Annotated in this window: 16 protein-coding genes; 9 read left to right on the forward strand and 7 right to left on the reverse strand. The window is 73.4% G+C overall.

Annotation, left to right across the window (positions count from 1 at the left end; genetic code table 11):
• Positions 1 to 59: 59 nt before the first annotated feature.
• Genes OG289_RS02100 through OG289_RS02120 form a run of 5 tightly spaced genes read left to right on the forward strand, consistent with a single transcriptional unit; the run spans position 60 to position 4,642 of the window.
• The gene (locus tag OG289_RS02100; protein ID WP_327312277.1) at positions 60 to 959 is read left to right on the forward strand and encodes an STAS domain-containing protein; all 900 of its coding nucleotides are present in this window, start codon (positions 60 to 62) and stop codon (positions 957 to 959) included.
• Positions 956 to 1,360 (forward strand): STAS domain-containing protein, encoded by a 405-nt coding sequence (locus OG289_RS02105; RefSeq protein ID WP_327312278.1) that lies wholly within the window; start codon positions 956 to 958, stop codon positions 1,358 to 1,360. The genes OG289_RS02100 and OG289_RS02105 overlap by 4 nt, the downstream gene beginning before the upstream one ends.
• Positions 1,357 to 1,803, forward strand: a complete 447-nt coding sequence (locus OG289_RS02110; RefSeq protein ID WP_327312279.1) for an anti-sigma regulatory factor — start codon at positions 1,357 to 1,359, stop codon at positions 1,801 to 1,803. The genes OG289_RS02105 and OG289_RS02110 overlap by 4 nt, the downstream gene beginning before the upstream one ends.
• A complete protein-coding gene (locus OG289_RS02115; RefSeq protein WP_327312280.1) occupies positions 1,803 to 2,912 on the forward strand; it encodes an ATP-binding SpoIIE family protein phosphatase in 1,110 nt (369 codons plus the stop codon). The genes OG289_RS02110 and OG289_RS02115 overlap by 1 nt, the downstream gene beginning before the upstream one ends.
• Positions 2,909 to 4,642 (forward strand): PP2C family protein-serine/threonine phosphatase, encoded by a 1,734-nt coding sequence (locus OG289_RS02120; protein ID WP_327312281.1) that lies wholly within the window; start codon positions 2,909 to 2,911, stop codon positions 4,640 to 4,642. Before OG289_RS02115 ends, OG289_RS02120 begins: the two co-directional genes overlap by 4 nt.
• 7 nt (positions 4,643 to 4,649) lie before the next feature.
• On the opposite strand, the gene OG289_RS02125 is transcribed toward OG289_RS02120, so the two are convergent.
• Positions 4,650 to 5,138 carry a MarR family winged helix-turn-helix transcriptional regulator gene (locus OG289_RS02125; protein WP_327312282.1) on the reverse strand — a complete coding sequence of 163 codons (489 nt, stop codon included), beginning with the start codon at positions 5,136 to 5,138 and terminating at the stop codon, positions 4,650 to 4,652.
• Between the two features lie 234 nt (positions 5,139 to 5,372).
• On the opposite strand from OG289_RS02125, the gene OG289_RS02130 reads away from it, so the two are divergent.
• Both OG289_RS02130 and OG289_RS02135 read left to right on the forward strand, forming a co-directional pair.
• Complete coding sequence (locus tag OG289_RS02130) at positions 5,373 to 6,749, forward strand: NAD(P)/FAD-dependent oxidoreductase (RefSeq protein ID WP_327312283.1); 1,377 nt, start codon at positions 5,373 to 5,375, stop codon at positions 6,747 to 6,749.
• A gap of 23 nt (positions 6,750 to 6,772) precedes the next feature.
• On the forward strand, positions 6,773 to 9,019 hold the full coding sequence (locus OG289_RS02135) for an FUSC family protein (RefSeq protein ID WP_327320558.1): 2,247 nt from the start codon (positions 6,773 to 6,775) through the stop codon (positions 9,017 to 9,019).
• 66 nt (positions 9,020 to 9,085) lie between these two features.
• Here OG289_RS02135 and OG289_RS02140 read toward each other — a convergent pair whose 3' ends face one another.
• The 5 genes from OG289_RS02140 to OG289_RS02160 all read right to left on the reverse strand — a co-directional run bounded on the left by OG289_RS02140 (position 9,086) and on the right by OG289_RS02160 (position 12,975).
• A complete protein-coding gene (locus tag OG289_RS02140; RefSeq protein WP_327312284.1) occupies positions 9,086 to 9,517 on the reverse strand; it encodes a hypothetical protein in 432 nt (143 codons plus the stop codon).
• A 28-nt stretch (positions 9,518 to 9,545) separates the two neighbouring features.
• Complete coding sequence (locus tag OG289_RS02145) at positions 9,546 to 10,382, reverse strand: DUF1206 domain-containing protein (RefSeq protein WP_327312285.1); 837 nt, start codon at positions 10,380 to 10,382, stop codon at positions 9,546 to 9,548.
• 85 nt (positions 10,383 to 10,467) lie between these two features.
• On the reverse strand, positions 10,468 to 11,331 hold the full coding sequence (locus OG289_RS02150) for an ANTAR domain-containing protein (RefSeq protein WP_327312286.1): 864 nt from the start codon (positions 11,329 to 11,331) through the stop codon (positions 10,468 to 10,470).
• A 115-nt stretch (positions 11,332 to 11,446) separates the two neighbouring features.
• Positions 11,447 to 12,301 (reverse strand): SigB/SigF/SigG family RNA polymerase sigma factor, encoded by an 855-nt coding sequence (locus tag OG289_RS02155; RefSeq protein ID WP_327312287.1) that lies wholly within the window; start codon positions 12,299 to 12,301, stop codon positions 11,447 to 11,449.
• Positions 12,302 to 12,531: 230 nt separating this feature from the next.
• Positions 12,532 to 12,975 (reverse strand): ATP-binding protein, encoded by a 444-nt coding sequence (locus tag OG289_RS02160; protein WP_327312289.1) that lies wholly within the window; start codon positions 12,973 to 12,975, stop codon positions 12,532 to 12,534.
• A 126-nt stretch (positions 12,976 to 13,101) separates the two neighbouring features.
• On the opposite strand from OG289_RS02160, the gene OG289_RS02165 reads away from it, so the two are divergent.
• The gene (locus tag OG289_RS02165) at positions 13,102 to 13,311 is read left to right on the forward strand and encodes a hypothetical protein (protein WP_327312290.1); all 210 of its coding nucleotides are present in this window, start codon (positions 13,102 to 13,104) and stop codon (positions 13,309 to 13,311) included.
• A 261-nt stretch (positions 13,312 to 13,572) separates the two neighbouring features.
• Complete coding sequence (locus OG289_RS02170; protein ID WP_327312291.1) at positions 13,573 to 14,028, forward strand: cyclic nucleotide-binding domain-containing protein; 456 nt, start codon at positions 13,573 to 13,575, stop codon at positions 14,026 to 14,028.
• A 99-nt stretch (positions 14,029 to 14,127) separates the two neighbouring features.
• Here OG289_RS02170 and OG289_RS02175 read toward each other — a convergent pair whose 3' ends face one another.
• Positions 14,128 to 15,432, reverse strand: a complete 1,305-nt coding sequence (locus tag OG289_RS02175) for an MFS transporter (protein ID WP_327312292.1) — start codon at positions 15,430 to 15,432, stop codon at positions 14,128 to 14,130.
• Positions 15,433 to 15,486: the final 54 nt, after the last annotated feature.

Consider the following 15,486-nt stretch of genomic DNA (forward strand, 5'->3'; position numbering starts at 1 on the left):
GCCTCCGGCGGGCTCGCGGCGGCGACAGACAAGCAGACCAGGACTGAGGAGTTGACCAGGTGCCGGACCACGAAACGGCCGCACAGTACGGAACACCGGCGAGCGACGTCGGGAAGTTCCTGCACCGCCGCCGTGAGCAGATCGCCCAACGCTGGGCCGACGAACCCCTGTTCCGCACGGTGTTCACCGTTTCCCGGGACGAGGCGGTGGAGGCCGGGCGGGTCGTTGTCGACGCCCTCGCCCAAGTGGCCGACGCCGGCCGGGTGGAGGACACCGACGGGGCCGGATTCACCGTGGTGCGCGAACAGTTGGCCAGGATGGCGGCCTCCCGCGCCCGCTACGGGCTGACCTCCGCCGAGGTCTCCAGCGAGGTGGACGGCCTGCGAGCGCCCGCGGTGAACCTTCTGGTCGCAGATCTGCCGGACGCACCGCCCGAGCACCTCAGGGATTGCGCCACGACCCTGACCGTGCTGATGGGAACCCTGCGACTGGTGGTCATGGAGACCTCGCTGAGCGAGGGCCAGGCCCTCATCGACCGGCAGCAGCTGGAGCTGCTGGAGGCCACCACGCCGGTCATCAGGCTCTGGGACGGCATCGTCGCCGTCCCGCTCATCGGCACGCTGGACAGCGCCCGCAGCCAGGTCGTGATGGAGACGCTGCTGAACGCGGTCGTCGACCAGCAGGCCCGCTTCGCGATCCTCGACATCACCGGGGTGCCCACGGTCGACTCCCTGGTCGCGCAGCATCTGATGAAGACCGTCGCCGCCGTCCGGCTGATGGGCGCGGAGTGCGTCGTCTCGGGCATCCGGCCCGCCATCGCGCAGACGATGGTGCACCTCGGCCTGGACCTGGGCACCGTGCTCACCCGGTCGAGCCTCGCCGACGCCCTGGCCTACGCCCTGCACCGGCTGGGCGCCGACATCGTGCAGGCGACGCCCGGCGGTGCGGGTCCACGGTGAACGACGACCTCTTCCGCGCGGGCACGGCACCCGTGCCGGTGCTCCGGCTCGGCGACGTCCTGCTGATCACCCTGCAGGGCGACCTGCACGACGGTACGGCGGAGCAGCTCCAGCAGGATGTCGTCGAAGCGATCGACCGCAGCCGGGTGACCGGCGTGGTCATCGACATCTCCGGAGTGGAGATGGTCGACTCCTTCCTCGGCCGGGTCCTCGCCGAGATCGCGGCGAACGCCCGGCTGCTGGCCGCACGCACCGTGGTGGCCGGTATGCGGCCGGCGGTCGCGATCACCCTGGTGGAACTGGGACTGACGCTGCCGGGGCTGTGGACCGCGCTGAGCACCGAGGCGGCGCTGGAGCTGCTCGCGACGGCCCCGGGCGATCCCCACCGAGGGCCGCGGTGAGCGGGACGGCCGCGGGCGTCGAGGCCCGCCTGCCGATCCGCTCGGACCTGGACCTGGTGTGGGTGCGGCAGCATGTGCGCCAGGCGGCCGCCGCACTCGGTTTCGGCCTCGTGGAGCAGACCAAGCTGGTCACGGCCGCCAGCGAACTGGCCCGTAACACCCTGGTGTACGGCGGTGGCGGCGAGATGGAGGCGGAGCGCGTGTCCGAGGGGCGGTCGGCGCAGGGGCTGCGGCTGACGTTCAGGGACCGGGGACCGGGCATCGCCGACCTGGAGCAGGCGCTGCGCGACGGCTACACCTCCGGCGACGGGCTGGGGATGGGCCTGGGCGGAGCGCGTCGTCTGGTACACGAGTTCGCCATCGACAGCACGCCCGGGGCGGGCACCACGGTCACGGTGACCTCCTGGTCGGCCCGCCCGCCCCGGCAGCGTGAGGAGGCCTGATGACGCGCGTGTGGGACGTCCCGGTGCACGACTCGACGCGGGTGCGCGACGCGCGGGTGGCCGCGGAGGGTGCGGCGGCGCTGGCGGGCCTCGACCGGTCGCGCACCGCCGACGCCGCGCTCGTGGCGACCGAGCTGGCGACGAACCTGCTCAAGCACGCGCGCGGCGGACAGCTTCTCGTGGAGGCGGTCCCCCTGCCGAGCGGGTGGGCGGGGAGCGTCGTCGTGCAGATCGCCGCCGTCGACCACGGGCCGGGTATGTGCGACGTCCCGGCCGCCCTGGGCGACGGGTTCTCCACGGCGGGCTCGCTGGGCGCCGGTCTGGGCACCTGCCGGCGGCTGGCCGACGACTTCGACCTGCACAGCGTCCCGGGCCGCGGGACGGTCGCGCTGGCCCGGATCGGCGGCGCGGCCAGGACCCGCGGCCGCCGAGAGCCGGCTCCCGCGCGGGACGACACCCCCACGCCGAGCGACGACGCCTCCTGTCCCCCCGCCCCTGTCTCCGCTCGGGTCGGTGGCGTCAACATCCCCTTCAGGGGGGCCGAGTGCTCCGGGGACGCCTGGACCTGCGTCCGCGACGGCGACCTGCTCACGCTGATGCTGGCCGACGGGCTGGGGCACGGACCCGAGGCGGCCCGTGCCTCGACGGCGGCGGTGGACGAAGTACGGCGCGCCGCCCACCTCCCGCCGGCCGAGCTGCTGCGCCGTCTCGACGGCGCGCTGCGCCGTACGCGGGGCGCCGCGATCGCGGTGGCCCAGCTCGACGAACGGGCCGCGCGGCTGCGGTTCGCCGGCATCGGCAACGTGGGGGCGCGGCTGCGCGAGGGCGACTCCTGGCGCCACCTGGTGTCCCGGCCCGGCATAGTCGGCGTGCACCGGCCCGCGAGCCTGCCCGAGACCGAGGCGGTCTGGGCCGCGGACCGCCTCCTCGTCCTGCACAGCGACGGGCTGCCCAGCCGCTGGGCACCGCCGGCCGGCCCCCGCCTGCTCCGCGCCGACCCCGCGGTCACCGCCGCCGTGACGGTGCGAGACGCCGGCAGCTCCGCCCGCCCGGTGCGTGACGACACCGCCGTGGCCGTCCTGTCCCCGACCCCGCCGGACCGCCCATGAAGCGCACCTGGCAGATCAGCACCGTCACCGAGGCGGCACGCGCGCGTATCACCACCGCGCGGGTGGCCACCGCCTACGGCGTGCCGCCGATGGAACGCACCCGGCTGGCCACCGCGCTCAGCGCGCGGCTGCGCCGGTGTCTGACCAAGGGCGGCGCCTGGCGGCTCACCCTGACGGCGGACCGGGGCTCGCTGCGTGTCGAGGTCGCCGCCTCCCCCGCCGACGGCGAGCCGCCGTGGTTCGCCACGGTGCCCTGCCCGGAGTCGACCGCGGCCACCGTCTGCGACACGGTGACGGGCGACGCCGACGCCCTCTCGGAGGCCCTGCTCGGCGCCGACGAGGACACCGCCCTGGTACTGGAGCGACTCGCCGAGCAGGAGGAGCTCGTCGCCTTCCACCGGGAGGAGCTGCACCAGACCAACCAGGGGGTCCTGGCCCTGCACGCGGACCTGGACGCGGCCGGCCGGGCGCAGCGCGAGGCCTTCGCGGCGGAGCGCGCGGCACGCCGGGAGGCGGAGAACGCCCGCCGCAGGCTGACGTTCCTGGCCGACGCCAGCGCGGCGCTGACGGCCTCCCTCAACCCCGAGGAGATCGTGCGGCGGCTGCCCGATCTCCTGGTGCCCGAGTACGCCCGCACGGTCGACGTCTGGCTCTTCGACTCCGAGAACGAGCGGAGCCCGTCCGTTCCGCGTCCGTCGGCCGCCGTGCTCGCGGCCCGCACCGGACGGCCGCAGTACGCGGCAGCGCAGCCGGGGGGACTGCCCGGGGTGGACGACCAGCCGCCGTCGGCACTGCGTCCCACCCGGCCCCTGCTGTGTGTGCCGCTGCCGACGCGCCGCGCGCCCCTGGGTGTGCTGACGCTGACCCCGCCCGGTGATCGCTGGAACCCGGACGACGCCGTCATGCTCCTGGAACTCACCCGGCGGGCCGGCAGCGCGCTCGACAACGCCCGTCGATTCGAGCACAACCGCGACATCGCCGAGACCCTCCAGCGCGCCCTGCTCACCGATCTGCCGACCACTGCGGGCCTGCGACTGGCGGCCCGCTATCTGCCGGCGACGTACGGACTGAACATCGGCGGCGACTGGTACGACGCGTTCCGGCAGCCCGACGGCAGCCTGATCACCGTCATCGGCGATGTGACCGGGCACGGGCTGCACGCGGCGGTGATGATGAGCCAGCTGCGCACCGCGCTGCGCGCGTACGCCGTCGACGGCGGCAGCCCGGGCGTGCTGCTGACCCGACTGCACACGTTCCTGCACCACCTCCAGCCCGATCTGTACGCGACCGCCGTGATCGCCCGCTTCCAACCCGGCGAGCCCGTGCTGACGTGGGCGGCCGCGGGTCATCCGCCGCCCGTGCTGCGGGGCCCGGACGGGCGGGTGCGCACGCTGGACGCCAAGCCGGGGGCGATGCTGGGCATCCCGCTGCACCAGGAGATCCACGACCACACGGAGCCGCTGGAGCCGGGGTCCACGCTGGCGCTCTACACGGACGGGCTGGTCGAGCGGCGGGCCCTGGGCATAGACCTGGGGATCGAGCGGCTGGCGGCGACGCTCGGCGCGTTCCCTGCCGAGGAGCTGGACGCGGACCTGGACGGCGCGGCGGAGCGCATCCTGGACCCGATGCTGAGCGACTCCGAGCGTGACGACGACGTGTGTCTGCTGCTGTGCCACATCGACAGCCTGCTCGGCGGCGAGATCGCCAGCCACGTCCGGACCAGGTCCTGACGGGTGGTCAGCCATCCGTCTCCACGGGCCCGCGCCTCGTCACGCGTGCCCGCTGGAACGCGAAGAGTCCGTGTGCCAGGGCGGTGCGCTCGGCCGGGGTCATGGCCTCGAACACGGACGCGAGGCGCCGTACGCGCTGCTCGGTGACGTCCGTGAGGAGACGCTGTCCGTCGGCGGTCACCACGAGCTGCACCTCGCGCCGGTTGTGCGGCTGGACGGTCCGCTCCAGCAGCCCCGCGGCCTCGAGCCGGTCGCAGAGACGGCTCGCGGTGGGCAGGCCGACGCCGAGGTGCTCGGCCAGTCCCGTCATGTTGAGTTCCGGTCGGCGCCGGACCGTGCGCAGGGCGAGCAACTGCCGGGCAGGCAGCCGGTGTCTGCTCTCGTCCGCCGCCGTGAGCCAGCACGCCACCAGGCTCTCCACCGCGTCGGCGATCTGTCCGGCCTGTGTCCGACGGCTCTCCCCCCGGCCGTCGTCGGAGCCGTCCGCGCACCCCACCGCCACTATCCTCCGGCTTCCGCACTTGTCATGTACGTCGGCCTACCCGAAGGGCACGCGCGTACACGGGCCCATCAGCGGGTACGACGGTGGCCTCAGGAGAAACGTTCGTCTGCATGCCTCGCCCGGCTGGCGGAACCCGTCCGGTCGCGGTGGGATCGATGAGGTGCGAAGGGCCCGCGGGCGGGGCACGCGCATGAGGTCGGGGCAGACCGCCTGGAGCCGCAGAAAGGGATGGACATCGTGACACGACCCAGGATCCTGGTAGTGGGCGCGGGCTTCGCGGGAGTGGGGTGCGTTCGACGTCTGGAACGCAAACTCGCCGCCGCGGAGGCCGACGTCACCTTGGTGACACCGTTCGCCTACCAGCTCTATCTGCCGCTGCTGCCGCAGGTCGCCTCGGGGGTGCTGACGCCCCAGTCGATCGCTCTGTCGTTGCGCCGCAGCAAGAAGTACCGCACCCGGATCATTCCGGGCGGCGCGATCGGCGTGGACCTCAAGTCGAAGGTCTGCGTGATCCGGACCATCACCGACGAGATCGTCAACGAGCCGTACGACTACATCGTGCTGGCTCCCGGCAGCATCACCCGCACGTTCGACATCCCGGGGCTGACCGACCACGCCTTCGGGATGAAGACCCTCGCGGAGGCCGCGTACGTCCGCGACCACGTCATCACCCAGCTCGACCTGGCCGACGCCAGTCACGACCCCGCCGAGCGGGCCTCGCGACTGCAGTTCGTGGTCGTGGGCGGCGGCTACGCCGGCACCGAGACCGCCGCCTGTCTTCAGCTGCTCACCCGCAACGCGGTCAAGCGCTATCCGCGGCTGGACCCGAGCCTGATCAAGTGGCATCTGATCGACATCGCCCCGAAGCTGATGCCGGAACTCGGCGACAAGCTCGGCCGCAGCGCCCAGGAGGTGCTGCGCAAGCGGGGGATCGACATCTCGCTGGGGGTGTCCATCGCCAAGGCGGGCCCGGAGGAAGTCACTTTCACCGACGGGCGGGTCATCCCGACCCGGACCCTCATCTGGACGGCGGGCGTCGTGGCGAGCCCGCTGATCGCGACGCTGGGCGCGGAGACGGTCCGCGGGCGGCTCGCCGTCGAAGCGGAGCTGAACCTGCCCGGGAACGACGGGGTGTTCGCGCTCGGGGACGCGGCCGCCGTACCCGACAAGGCCAAGGGCGACGAGGGCGCGGTCTGCCCGCCGACCGCGCAGCACGCGATGCGGCAGGGCAAGGTCGTCGCCGACAACGTCATCGCGACGCTGCGCGGTCAGTCGATGCAGCCGTACGTGCACAAGGACCTCGGCCTGGTCGTCGACCTCGGCGGCAAGGACGCCGTCTCCAAGCCGCTCGGCATCCCCCTGCGGGGGCTGCCCGCGCAGGCCGTGGCCCGCGGCTACCACTGGTCGGCGCTGCGCACGGGCGTGGCCAAGGCCCGGGTGCTGACGAACTGGACGCTCAACGCGGTCGCGGGCGACGATTTCGTGCGCACCGGCTTCCAGGCGCGCAGGGCGGCGAAGCTGAAGGACTTCGAATACACGGACAGCTATCTGACGCCCGAGCAGGTGCGGGCGCACGTCGAGGGCTCGGGCCCCGGGAAGGAGTGACGCCGGCGGCAGAGCACGGCGGCGTGCGGGCGGCGGCCCGGTCGTTCGGTGCACGGTGGCGGGATCGGGTCGCGGCGTCCGATCCCGGGCTGCTGCGTCTGGCGGCCGGGCTGCGGACGGTCGGCGCGATCGCCCTGACGCTGGCCGTGCTCTCGCTGCTGGACGCGGACGTCTCGCATCTGGTGGCGGGGGCCATCGCCGCGATGGTCGCCACGTTCGCCGTCCGGGAGCAGCAGCGCGGGCCGCAGGCCGTGACGCTGGCGCTGGGCCTGCCGGTCGCGCTGGCCTCGGTGTCGCTGGCGGCGCTGCTCAGCTCCCGGGTGGTGGCCGGTGACATCTTCTTCGTCGCCCTGATCTTCTGCGCGGTCTACGGCCGCCGGTTCGGCGACCGGGGCACCGCGCTCGGGCTGATCGGGTTCCAGGTCTACTTCCTGTCGCTGTTCGTCGGCGTCGGGACCTCGACCCTGCCGGGGTACTACGGGGTGATCGCCGTCGCCTTCGCGTGCAGCGCGGTGGCGCGCTTCGTGCTGGTGCCCCAGACCCCGACCGGGATCCTGCAGCGGCTGCGGCAGGCCTTCCGGGCGCGGCTCGCGCAGTTGCTCGACGCCCAGCTCGATCTGCTCGACGCCGGCCCGGACGACGTGGACCGGGCTCTCGCCCATGTGCGCGAGGGCACCGCCCGGCTGCACGAGACGGCCATGATGATCCAGGGCCGGCTGGAGGAGGGCACCCGGGACGAGGCGGTGGCCCGGCTGGTGCAGCGCCGGATCGCCGACGCCGAGATCGCCGCCGAACGGCTGGGCCTGCTCCTGCTGACGGCCCGCAGCGCCGAGCGGGCCCACACCCTGACCCTGCACCTGCCGGGCGCGCCGCTGCCGGAGGGCGGCCATCTGCCCGTGCGGGACGAGGCTCTGGACACCCTGCGCCGCGATCTGCGGGCCCTGCGGCTGCTCGTACGGCACCCCGTCGTGGAGGTCTCGGGGACGGCGCCGGCGCTGGTGCGCAACCGGCTGCTGGGGTACCGGGAGGAGGAGAACCTGCCGAAGGCGTCGCCGGCCGTGCAGGACGTCTTCCGGGGCGTCGGCGAGGCGGCGCGTGCGGTGCTGGGGCTGCGGATCGCGCTCGACGGGCCCCAGGACGAGTCCGACGACAGTCCCGAGACGGCCCGCTCCCGCGAGGAGCTGGACGCGGAGGACGCCGCGATCGGCGGGGCCGAGGAGGGCGAGGGGACGGCGGGGGAGGCCACGGGGCTGCGGCGGCCCACCACCCGGGCCGCCGTACAGGTCGCCGTCGGGTCGTCGCTGGCCATCGTCGGCGGCGAGCTCCTGTCCTCGCACCGCTGGTACTGGGCGGTGCTGACCTGCTGGATCGTGTTCATCAACACCGCCTCCACCGGCGAAATCCTGGTCAAGGGCTACCGGCGGCTGCTGGGCACCGTGCTCGGCGTGGTCGCGGGCATCGTGCTGGCCGGGCTGGTCGGGCATCACACGCGGACGGCGTTCGCGGTGGTGCTGCTGTGCGTGTTCGCGATGTTCTACTCGGCGCCGCTGTCGTACACGCTGATGTCGTTCTTCGTGACGGCCGCGCTGGGGGTGCTGTACACGCTGCTGCACACCTACAGCCTGTCGGTGCTGGTGCTGCGGGTGGAGGAGACGGCGCTGGGGGCGGCCTGCGGGATCGGCGCGGCCGCGCTGGTGCTGCCGGTGAACACCGACCGGCGGACGAACGAGCTGCTGACGACCGTGCTCGACCGGCTGACCGATGTCACCGAGGCGGCCGTGGAGCAGCTGAGCGGCGGTCCCCCGGCCGACCTGCTGGACCGGGCCCGTGACCTGGACCAGGCGCTGGCCGACCTGCGGGCCGCCACCCAGCCCCTGACGCATCCGGTCACGCCGCTGCGGACCCGGCGGGACACCGCTCGCTATGTCGTCGCGCTCCTGGAGACCTGTGCGTACCACGCGCGGTCCCTGGCGGCCACGGCCGAGCTGCTGCCGACGCATCCGTCGATCGCGGCGGACCCGCGGCTGCGCCGGGCCGGGCAGCGCATCCTGCACAACGTCGGGGCGATCGCCGCGCGCGTCGCGGAGGTGCGGAGCACCGTCGAGGTGCTGACCGGGCCGAGCATCGCCTCGCTGCTGAAGCCGGGCGTGCCGGGTACACCGCGCTACGGCCGGGTGACCGACCGGGTGCTGCGGCACCTTCAGCGCCTGGACGAGGCGGTGGTCGGCCTCGCGCGCCCGCTCGGGGCGCCGGTGGCGCCGCCGAAGTGAGTGCGGGGGTCGGGCAGGGCCCGGGGGACGGGCGGTGGCCCGGCCGCCCCGGCGGCTGCAGCTGGTTCAGAACTCCGTTGACATACCGCTCGCCGCCGCGATGCCCCGCAGCTCGTCGGTGTCCCGCTGGCGCTGCTGGATGCAGCCGGCGATCTCGGCGAGGCGGGTGGGGTCGGACGCGGTGGCGGCGTCGGTGACCACGCGGACCGGGCCGGTTCCGTCGACATCGATCTCCACCAGCTGGTTGTCCAGCCGGCCGGTGACCGCGGTGGCGAGGACCAGCGCGGCCTCGTCGCGGACCTCCTGGGGCAGATGCTGGGTGTCCTCCGGATCGAGAGCGAAGTCGAGACTGCCCGGTGGCTGTTCGTCGAGGGCACGCAGCGCGGGGGCGACGACCTTCAGCAGGAGCTGGTAGTCCTCGCTGTCCATGCGGACGCGCAACAGATCGAGGTACATGTCCACGGGCCGTCCGTCGGGCGGGAACTCTGGTTCGTTCATCTGCTCCGGGTTCCCACGCAGGCGGACGTCAGACCTTGCGCCAGCGTGCCATCGCGAGGGAGAACAGACCGAAGAGCACGAGACCGGCCGCGACGCAGGCCAGCAGGCCCGGTCCGACGGGTGTGCCGGCGAACGAGCGGAGGGTGTCGTCCAGCCCCTTCGCCCTGTTCGGCCGGTAGTCGACGGCGGCCCGTACGGCGAAGGCTCCCGCGGCGGCGAACACCAGGCCGCGGGCCGCGCCCCCGCCCACACCGGTGATGTCCACCAGCCGGCGTACGCGCGCGGACATCTCCCAAAGCCGCAGGTCCTTCCGGTAGGTCCGCATGACGGCGCGGGCGCCGATCCACGCGCCGGCGACGACGATCCCGGCGCCGGCGGCGCCCACGATCCACTGCCCGGCGGGAAGCCCCAGCACCTGGGCGGTGACGTCCCGGGACTGCTCGTCGCTCGAACCGCCTCCGTCGCCCGATCCCGCGGCGAAGGCGAGGACGGAGTAGGCGACGAAGGAGTAGAAGGCGCACCGGACGACCGCCAGCAGCCGCTTCCGGGCGCTGCGGCCGTCGGTTCCGGCACTGCCGAAGACGGCCTCGGACAGCCGCCACAACGCCATCCCGACCAGCCCGACGCCCAGCGCCCACAGCAGTACGGCGCCGAAGGGTTTCTCCGAGATCTCACCGAGGGCGCCCTGGCGGTCGGCCTGCTGCCTGCCGTCGCCGAAGGCGATCTGCAGGGCCAGCACGCCGACCAGTAGATAGATCACGCCACGTGCGGTGAGCCCGGCCCTGGCGGCACCGTTCGTCACCGACCCCCGGGCCGCCCGCTCCGCCTCGACCCGGCCGCTGCGTGCCAGAGCGCTGGTGTCCATGCCGACCTCCCGGAAGTGTCCCGAACCTTCGCCGATTCCGGATGCCCCCGCTCAGGCCGGACACACTCGCCTTGCGGCGCGGCCTTCACGCCCCCGGCCGACGGCCGCCCCGGACGCGGCCGAGGGCGTGCAGGTACTCCAGGGCGTCCAGGAGCACCGTGCGTTCGTGCCAGGCGAGCCAGCGGCCGGCCTCGGCGCCGAGGGCGTCCAGGGTCTTCAGCTGGGACGTGCGCAGCTCGCGCAGGGAGTGTTCGACGTGGGCCGAGACCATGCCGACGCACACGCCGGTCGCCGAGGTCAGGGGCACGCTGTGACAGGCCCTGCTCCCGGCGGCGAGGATGGCCGCCCGGGCCGGTTCGGTGAACACCGGGTCGCTCTCGACGTCCCGCACGGTGACCTGCGTGAGGTCGCGGGCGGCCTTCGCACAGGACGTGCCGGCCTCGCCGACGTGCTCGAAGAAGTCGACGAAGTCCTCCGTGAGGCCCGTGTGCCGCTCGATGCGCAGGCCTCCCCGGACCCGGTCGACCGTCTGCACGTTGCCCATGTCGGTGTCGACCACGGCGAGCGTGCGGTCCAGCACGGCGCCGAGCACCGCGCCGCGGCTGCGGCCGCCCGCCGATTCGTCCGGCATGAAGCCGAGGGCGGGCTCCGGTCTGCGGACCCGGCGGGGGAACCACAGCACGGTCCGGCCGTCCGGACGCGGGGTCGTCACCAGGACCCCGGCCAGGGTGCGCATCTTGACGTTGAACCGCTGCGAGACCTGCCGCATGAGCGTGAACGCGCCGTCCCCGTCGGCCAGGGCGTAGCGCTCCTGGAGCATGCCCTGCGCCTGGGAGATCAGCGGGTGGGCGCGGGACCGGGCGCGCAGGTCGCGCACCTCGGCGCGCAACCGTTCCAGTTCGGCGCGCTCCGGGTCCTCGTCCGCCGTTCGGGGTGCAGCCGCGGTCATGGAACCTCCGTCGGGTCGGCCCTCACGCGGTCGCTGCCCGCCGAGTGTCCGGCGCACCACAGCGGCCGCTCGCGTCACGCCTGCCCCGGCCACCGGGACGTACACGTGGGGATCGTCAGCGCAGCGCCTCCTGGCGCACCCGCTCGCAGCTGCGGCTGATCAGCCGGGAGACGTGCATCTGGGAGATGCCCAGCCGGTCGGCGATCCTGCTCTGTGTCATGTCCTCGAAGAAGCGCATGTAGAGGATGGCGCGCTCGCGTTCCGGCAGCCGGCGCAGGCTTTCCTTCGCCGACTCGCGGTCGACCACGACGTCGAAGGATGAATCGGGGTCGCCGAGGGTGTCGGCGAGGCTGTAACCGTCGTCGCCGGCCGGGAGTTCGGCGTCCAGCGACAGGGTGCTGAAGCTCTCCAGGGCCTCCAGGCCGGCGGTCACCTCGTCCTCGGTGAGCCCGGTGTGGGCGGCGATGTCGGCGGCCGAGGGCTCGGCCGCGCCCGGGTTCTGGGTCAGTTCCCGGCGGGCGACGCGCACCTTGTTGCGCAGTTCCTGTACCCGGCGGGGCACGCGCAGCGCCCACATGCGGTCCCGGAAGTGCCGCTTGATCTCCCCGGTGATGGTGGGCACGGCGTAGCTCTCGAAGGCCCCGCGGTCGGGGTCGAAGCGGTCGACGGCCTTCACCAGTCCGAGGGCCGCCACCTGCCGCAGGTCCTCGATCGCCTCGCCCCGGTCGCGAAAGCGGCCGGCGATCCGGTGGGCCATCGGCAGCCACGCGGTGACGATCTCGCCGCGCACGGCGTCCCGCTCCGGCCCCTCCTCCAGGGTGACGAGGCGGGCGAACCGGCTCGCGGTGTCGGGCGCGTCGGCGTGGGTGCGTCGTAGCTGTGCGGTGGTGGGGGCGGATGCGGCGGCGGGCGCGGGTGCCGCGGTGGGCGTGGACACGGTGGGACGGTTTGTCGACATGTCGATAGCCATACAGAATCGCTCCTGAACGGTGGTGTCAGGGATTGGCGACGGGGCGGGCTCCGGCCAACCGGGGCGCGTGCAGCGCCCCGGAGCGGACAAACCGCTCCCGTCGGCGCGCCTCCGGTCCGAAGCACGAACCTCCGTCTGCCCTGCCCCTGGAGGAACAAACTCCGCCTACGGAAAGGCATTTCGCGGGATCCTCGGTCGGCGTGCCGGGCCGGTCGCGGCGCGGGGGCGGTTCAGAACACGGGGACCACAGCGGTGATGCGCTTGCCGCCGGAGGGCAGGCCGGACACCCGGACGTCGCGGGCCAGCCGGCAGACGATCGGCCAGCCGCGGCCGCCGGTACGCCATCGCCCCTGGTCGTCACCCCCGCCGGCGACGATCGGCAGCCGGTCGCTGCGGTCGCTGACGGAGACGCGCACGGCCCGCCCGTCCACGTCGACGTCGAATCCGGTGACGCCGCCGCCGTGGAGGATGGCGTTGGTCGTGAGCTCGGAGGCGACGAGCAGCGCGTCCGTGAGGGCCTCCTCGTCGTACGAGCAGCCGGTGGCACCGCACAGCCCGCTCACCGCACGGCGCACGGCGCTGCGGACGTCGGCCGGCCGGCACTGCTCGCGTCCTCCGCACCGGAACGGGCCGTCCGGCGCGTCCACGCGGTCGGTCGAGTCGTTCGTACGCATCCCTTCGCTCCCCTGACAGTTGCCGACTGGTCGATGGTCGTCTCCTTTTCGGCTGGCCCTCTCCGCGGCGGCCAAACCTCTCGGACAAGGAGCAATCGACCCGCCGGGACGGGGTACGCGAAGGACATGACGGATGTCGTGGACTCGGACGAACTGCTGCGGCGCATCCAGCGGGCCAGGGCGTGCGCCCGGGAGGAACTGCTGGCCTGCCGGGCCCGGAGCGCGGACCTCGCACAGGCCGACACGGACGGAGCGCGAGACGCCCGGGTACGGGCCCTCGCCTACGAGGCCGTACTCAGGGTGCTGGACGAGATCGTGACGCCCGGCCGACAGTGAAAGAGGTCACGTAACCGGCTTTCGTGTACGCGAAATCTCCTTGAATGGTTTACGGTCCATTCATACGTGGTGGGCGGGGTCGATGGCACCCCTCCTCCGTGCGCCACCCCCTTGCCGCCCTGGCTGGCTTCCCCCGTCCAGCCAGGGCTTTTCCATGCCCTCCTGCGGAAAGTGCCGTCCGCCGAGGTGCCCGGAGCGTCGGCAGCGGCTGAAATGGGAAGGGGAAAGCCCCCATCGATCGCCGGCGAGGAGCCCCGCGCCATGACCAAAGCGACCAAGCTGCTGACCGCCCTCCCCCCGCCCCAGCGCCAGCACCTGATGGAGCTCGCCCGCGAGGTCTCCTTCCCCGAGGACGCCCGGATCTTCGAGGCCGGCGGCACGGCCGACCGTTTCTGGGTCATCCGGTCCGGCGCGGTCTCGCTCGTCCAGCAGGTGACGACCCTGCGGCGGGTCACCGTCGCGAGCCTCGGCGCCGGCGACCTGCTGGGCTGGTCGTGGCTGTTCCCGCCGTACCAGTGGGACTTCGGCGCGGAGGCCTTCAGCCCCGTGCGGGCCTACGAGTTCGAGGCGCAGCCGGTGCTCAAGCTGTGCGAGGAGGAACCGGCCCTGGGGTTGTCGCTGGTGCGGATCGTGGCCGAGATCCTCGCGCACCGGCTGGAGATGACCCGCGGCAAACTCATGGAGCAGTACGGGACGCAGCGGCGCGGCGTGCTGTAGACCGGTCCTGTGGACTGAGCGGGAACGCCAGAACGCGCTCGTACTCAGTCAACGCCGGCAGTTCCCACCCCACCCGTGCCGGATGCGTCCGGCACCGGCTCAGATGCGGTACCGGCGCAGCGCGGGCACCCCGGCCGCCAGACCCAGCATCACCGCGACGACCAGCAGCCCACCGCCCGCGACGGCGGCGCGGGGCCCGAAGGCGGTGCCCGCCGTGCCGTGCAGGACGTCGGCGAGGCGTGGGCCGCCCGCGACGACGACCGTGAAGACGCCCTGCATCCGACCGCGCATCTCGTCGGTGGCCGCGGAGAGCAGGATGGCTCCCCGGAACACCATCGAGACCATGTCCGCGACGCCCGCGACGGCCAGGAACACCACCGCGAGCCACAGACTGCCACTCAATCCGAACCCGGTGATCGCGGCGCCCCAGGCGACGACCGCGCCGATGACCATCCAGCCGTGCCGGCGCGCCCGCGAGAACGTCCCGGAGAACAGTCCGCCCAGCACCGCGCCGATGGGGATCGCCGCGAACAGCAGGCCGAGGGCGAGCCCTTCGCCGTAGGAGGCGTACGTCTCGGCGGCGAGCTGCGGGAACAGGGCGCGGGGCATGCCGAAGACCATGGCGATGACGTCGGCGAGGAAGGACAGCAGCAGGACCTTGTGCCGGGATATGTAGCGGAACCCTTCCGCGATCTCGCGCACCCCGGCGCGCCGGGCGGTCGTGCTCGCCAGTGGGGGCAGCGCGGGCAGGCGGACCACGGCCCACAGCGTCACACACAGCGCGACGGCGTCGAGGAGGTACAGCTCGGGCAGGCCGATGACGGGGATCAGGGCGCCGGCGAGCAGCGGGCCCGCGACCAGGCCGGTCTGCATGACCGTCGAGCCGAGGGCGTTGGCGGCGGCCAGTTCGTCGGCGGGGACCAGGCGGGCGACGGAAGCGTTGCGGGCGGGCGCGTTGAGGCCGAAGAACGCCTGCTGGGTGGCGAGCAGCACCATCAGCACGGCCACCGAGTCGAGTCCGGTGACCGCCTGGAGCCAGAACAGCACCGAGGTGACGGCGATACCGCTGTTGGTGACCAGCAGCAGTTTGCGCCGGTCGACGGTGTCGGCGACCGCGCCGCCCCACAGCGCGAACAGCACCATCGGCACGAGTCCGGCGAGGCTGGCGTAGCCGACCCACGCCGAGGAGCCGGTGATGTCGTAGATCTGCTTGGGCACGGCGACGGCGGTGAGCTGGCTGCCCACGGCCGTGACGATGGTCGAGGACCACAGCCGCCGGTAGGCCGGCCGGCGCAGGGGACGGGTGTCCATCGCCCAGCGGTGCCGGCCGCGCCGAGGCCGGTCCCGCGGGCTCGCGTCGGCCTTGTCGGCCGTGGGTGCGGTGCCGCTCTCGCTCGTGTCCACACGCTTCCTGGTTGCTCGTTACATCTTTCGGGTCCGGGGGTCACTATCCCAGCA

This window comes from Streptomyces sp. NBC_01235 (assembly GCF_035989285.1).
Taxonomy (GTDB): domain Bacteria; phylum Actinomycetota; class Actinomycetes; order Streptomycetales; family Streptomycetaceae; genus Streptomyces.

Coding starts and splice junctions, on each gene's coding strand:
- OG289_RS02120 (WP_327312281.1), top strand. CDS start 2,909: ATGAAGCGCACCTGGCAGATCAGCACCGTCACCGAGGCGGCACGCGCG.
- OG289_RS02140 (WP_327312284.1), bottom strand. CDS start 9,517: ATGAACGAACCAGAGTTCCCGCCCGACGGACGGCCCGTGGACATGTAC.
- OG289_RS02115 (WP_327312280.1), top strand. CDS start 1,803: ATGACGCGCGTGTGGGACGTCCCGGTGCACGACTCGACGCGGGTGCGC.
- OG289_RS02165 (WP_327312290.1), top strand. CDS start 13,102: ATGACGGATGTCGTGGACTCGGACGAACTGCTGCGGCGCATCCAGCGG.
- OG289_RS02170 (WP_327312291.1), top strand. CDS start 13,573: ATGACCAAAGCGACCAAGCTGCTGACCGCCCTCCCCCCGCCCCAGCGC.
- OG289_RS02150 (WP_327312286.1), bottom strand. CDS start 11,331: ATGACCGCGGCTGCACCCCGAACGGCGGACGAGGACCCGGAGCGCGCC.
- OG289_RS02160 (WP_327312289.1), bottom strand. CDS start 12,975: ATGCGTACGAACGACTCGACCGACCGCGTGGACGCGCCGGACGGCCCG.
- OG289_RS02145 (WP_327312285.1), bottom strand. CDS start 10,382: ATGGACACCAGCGCTCTGGCACGCAGCGGCCGGGTCGAGGCGGAGCGG.
- OG289_RS02130 (WP_327312283.1), top strand. CDS start 5,373: ATGGACATCGTGACACGACCCAGGATCCTGGTAGTGGGCGCGGGCTTC.
- OG289_RS02155 (WP_327312287.1), bottom strand. CDS start 12,301: ATGGCTATCGACATGTCGACAAACCGTCCCACCGTGTCCACGCCCACC.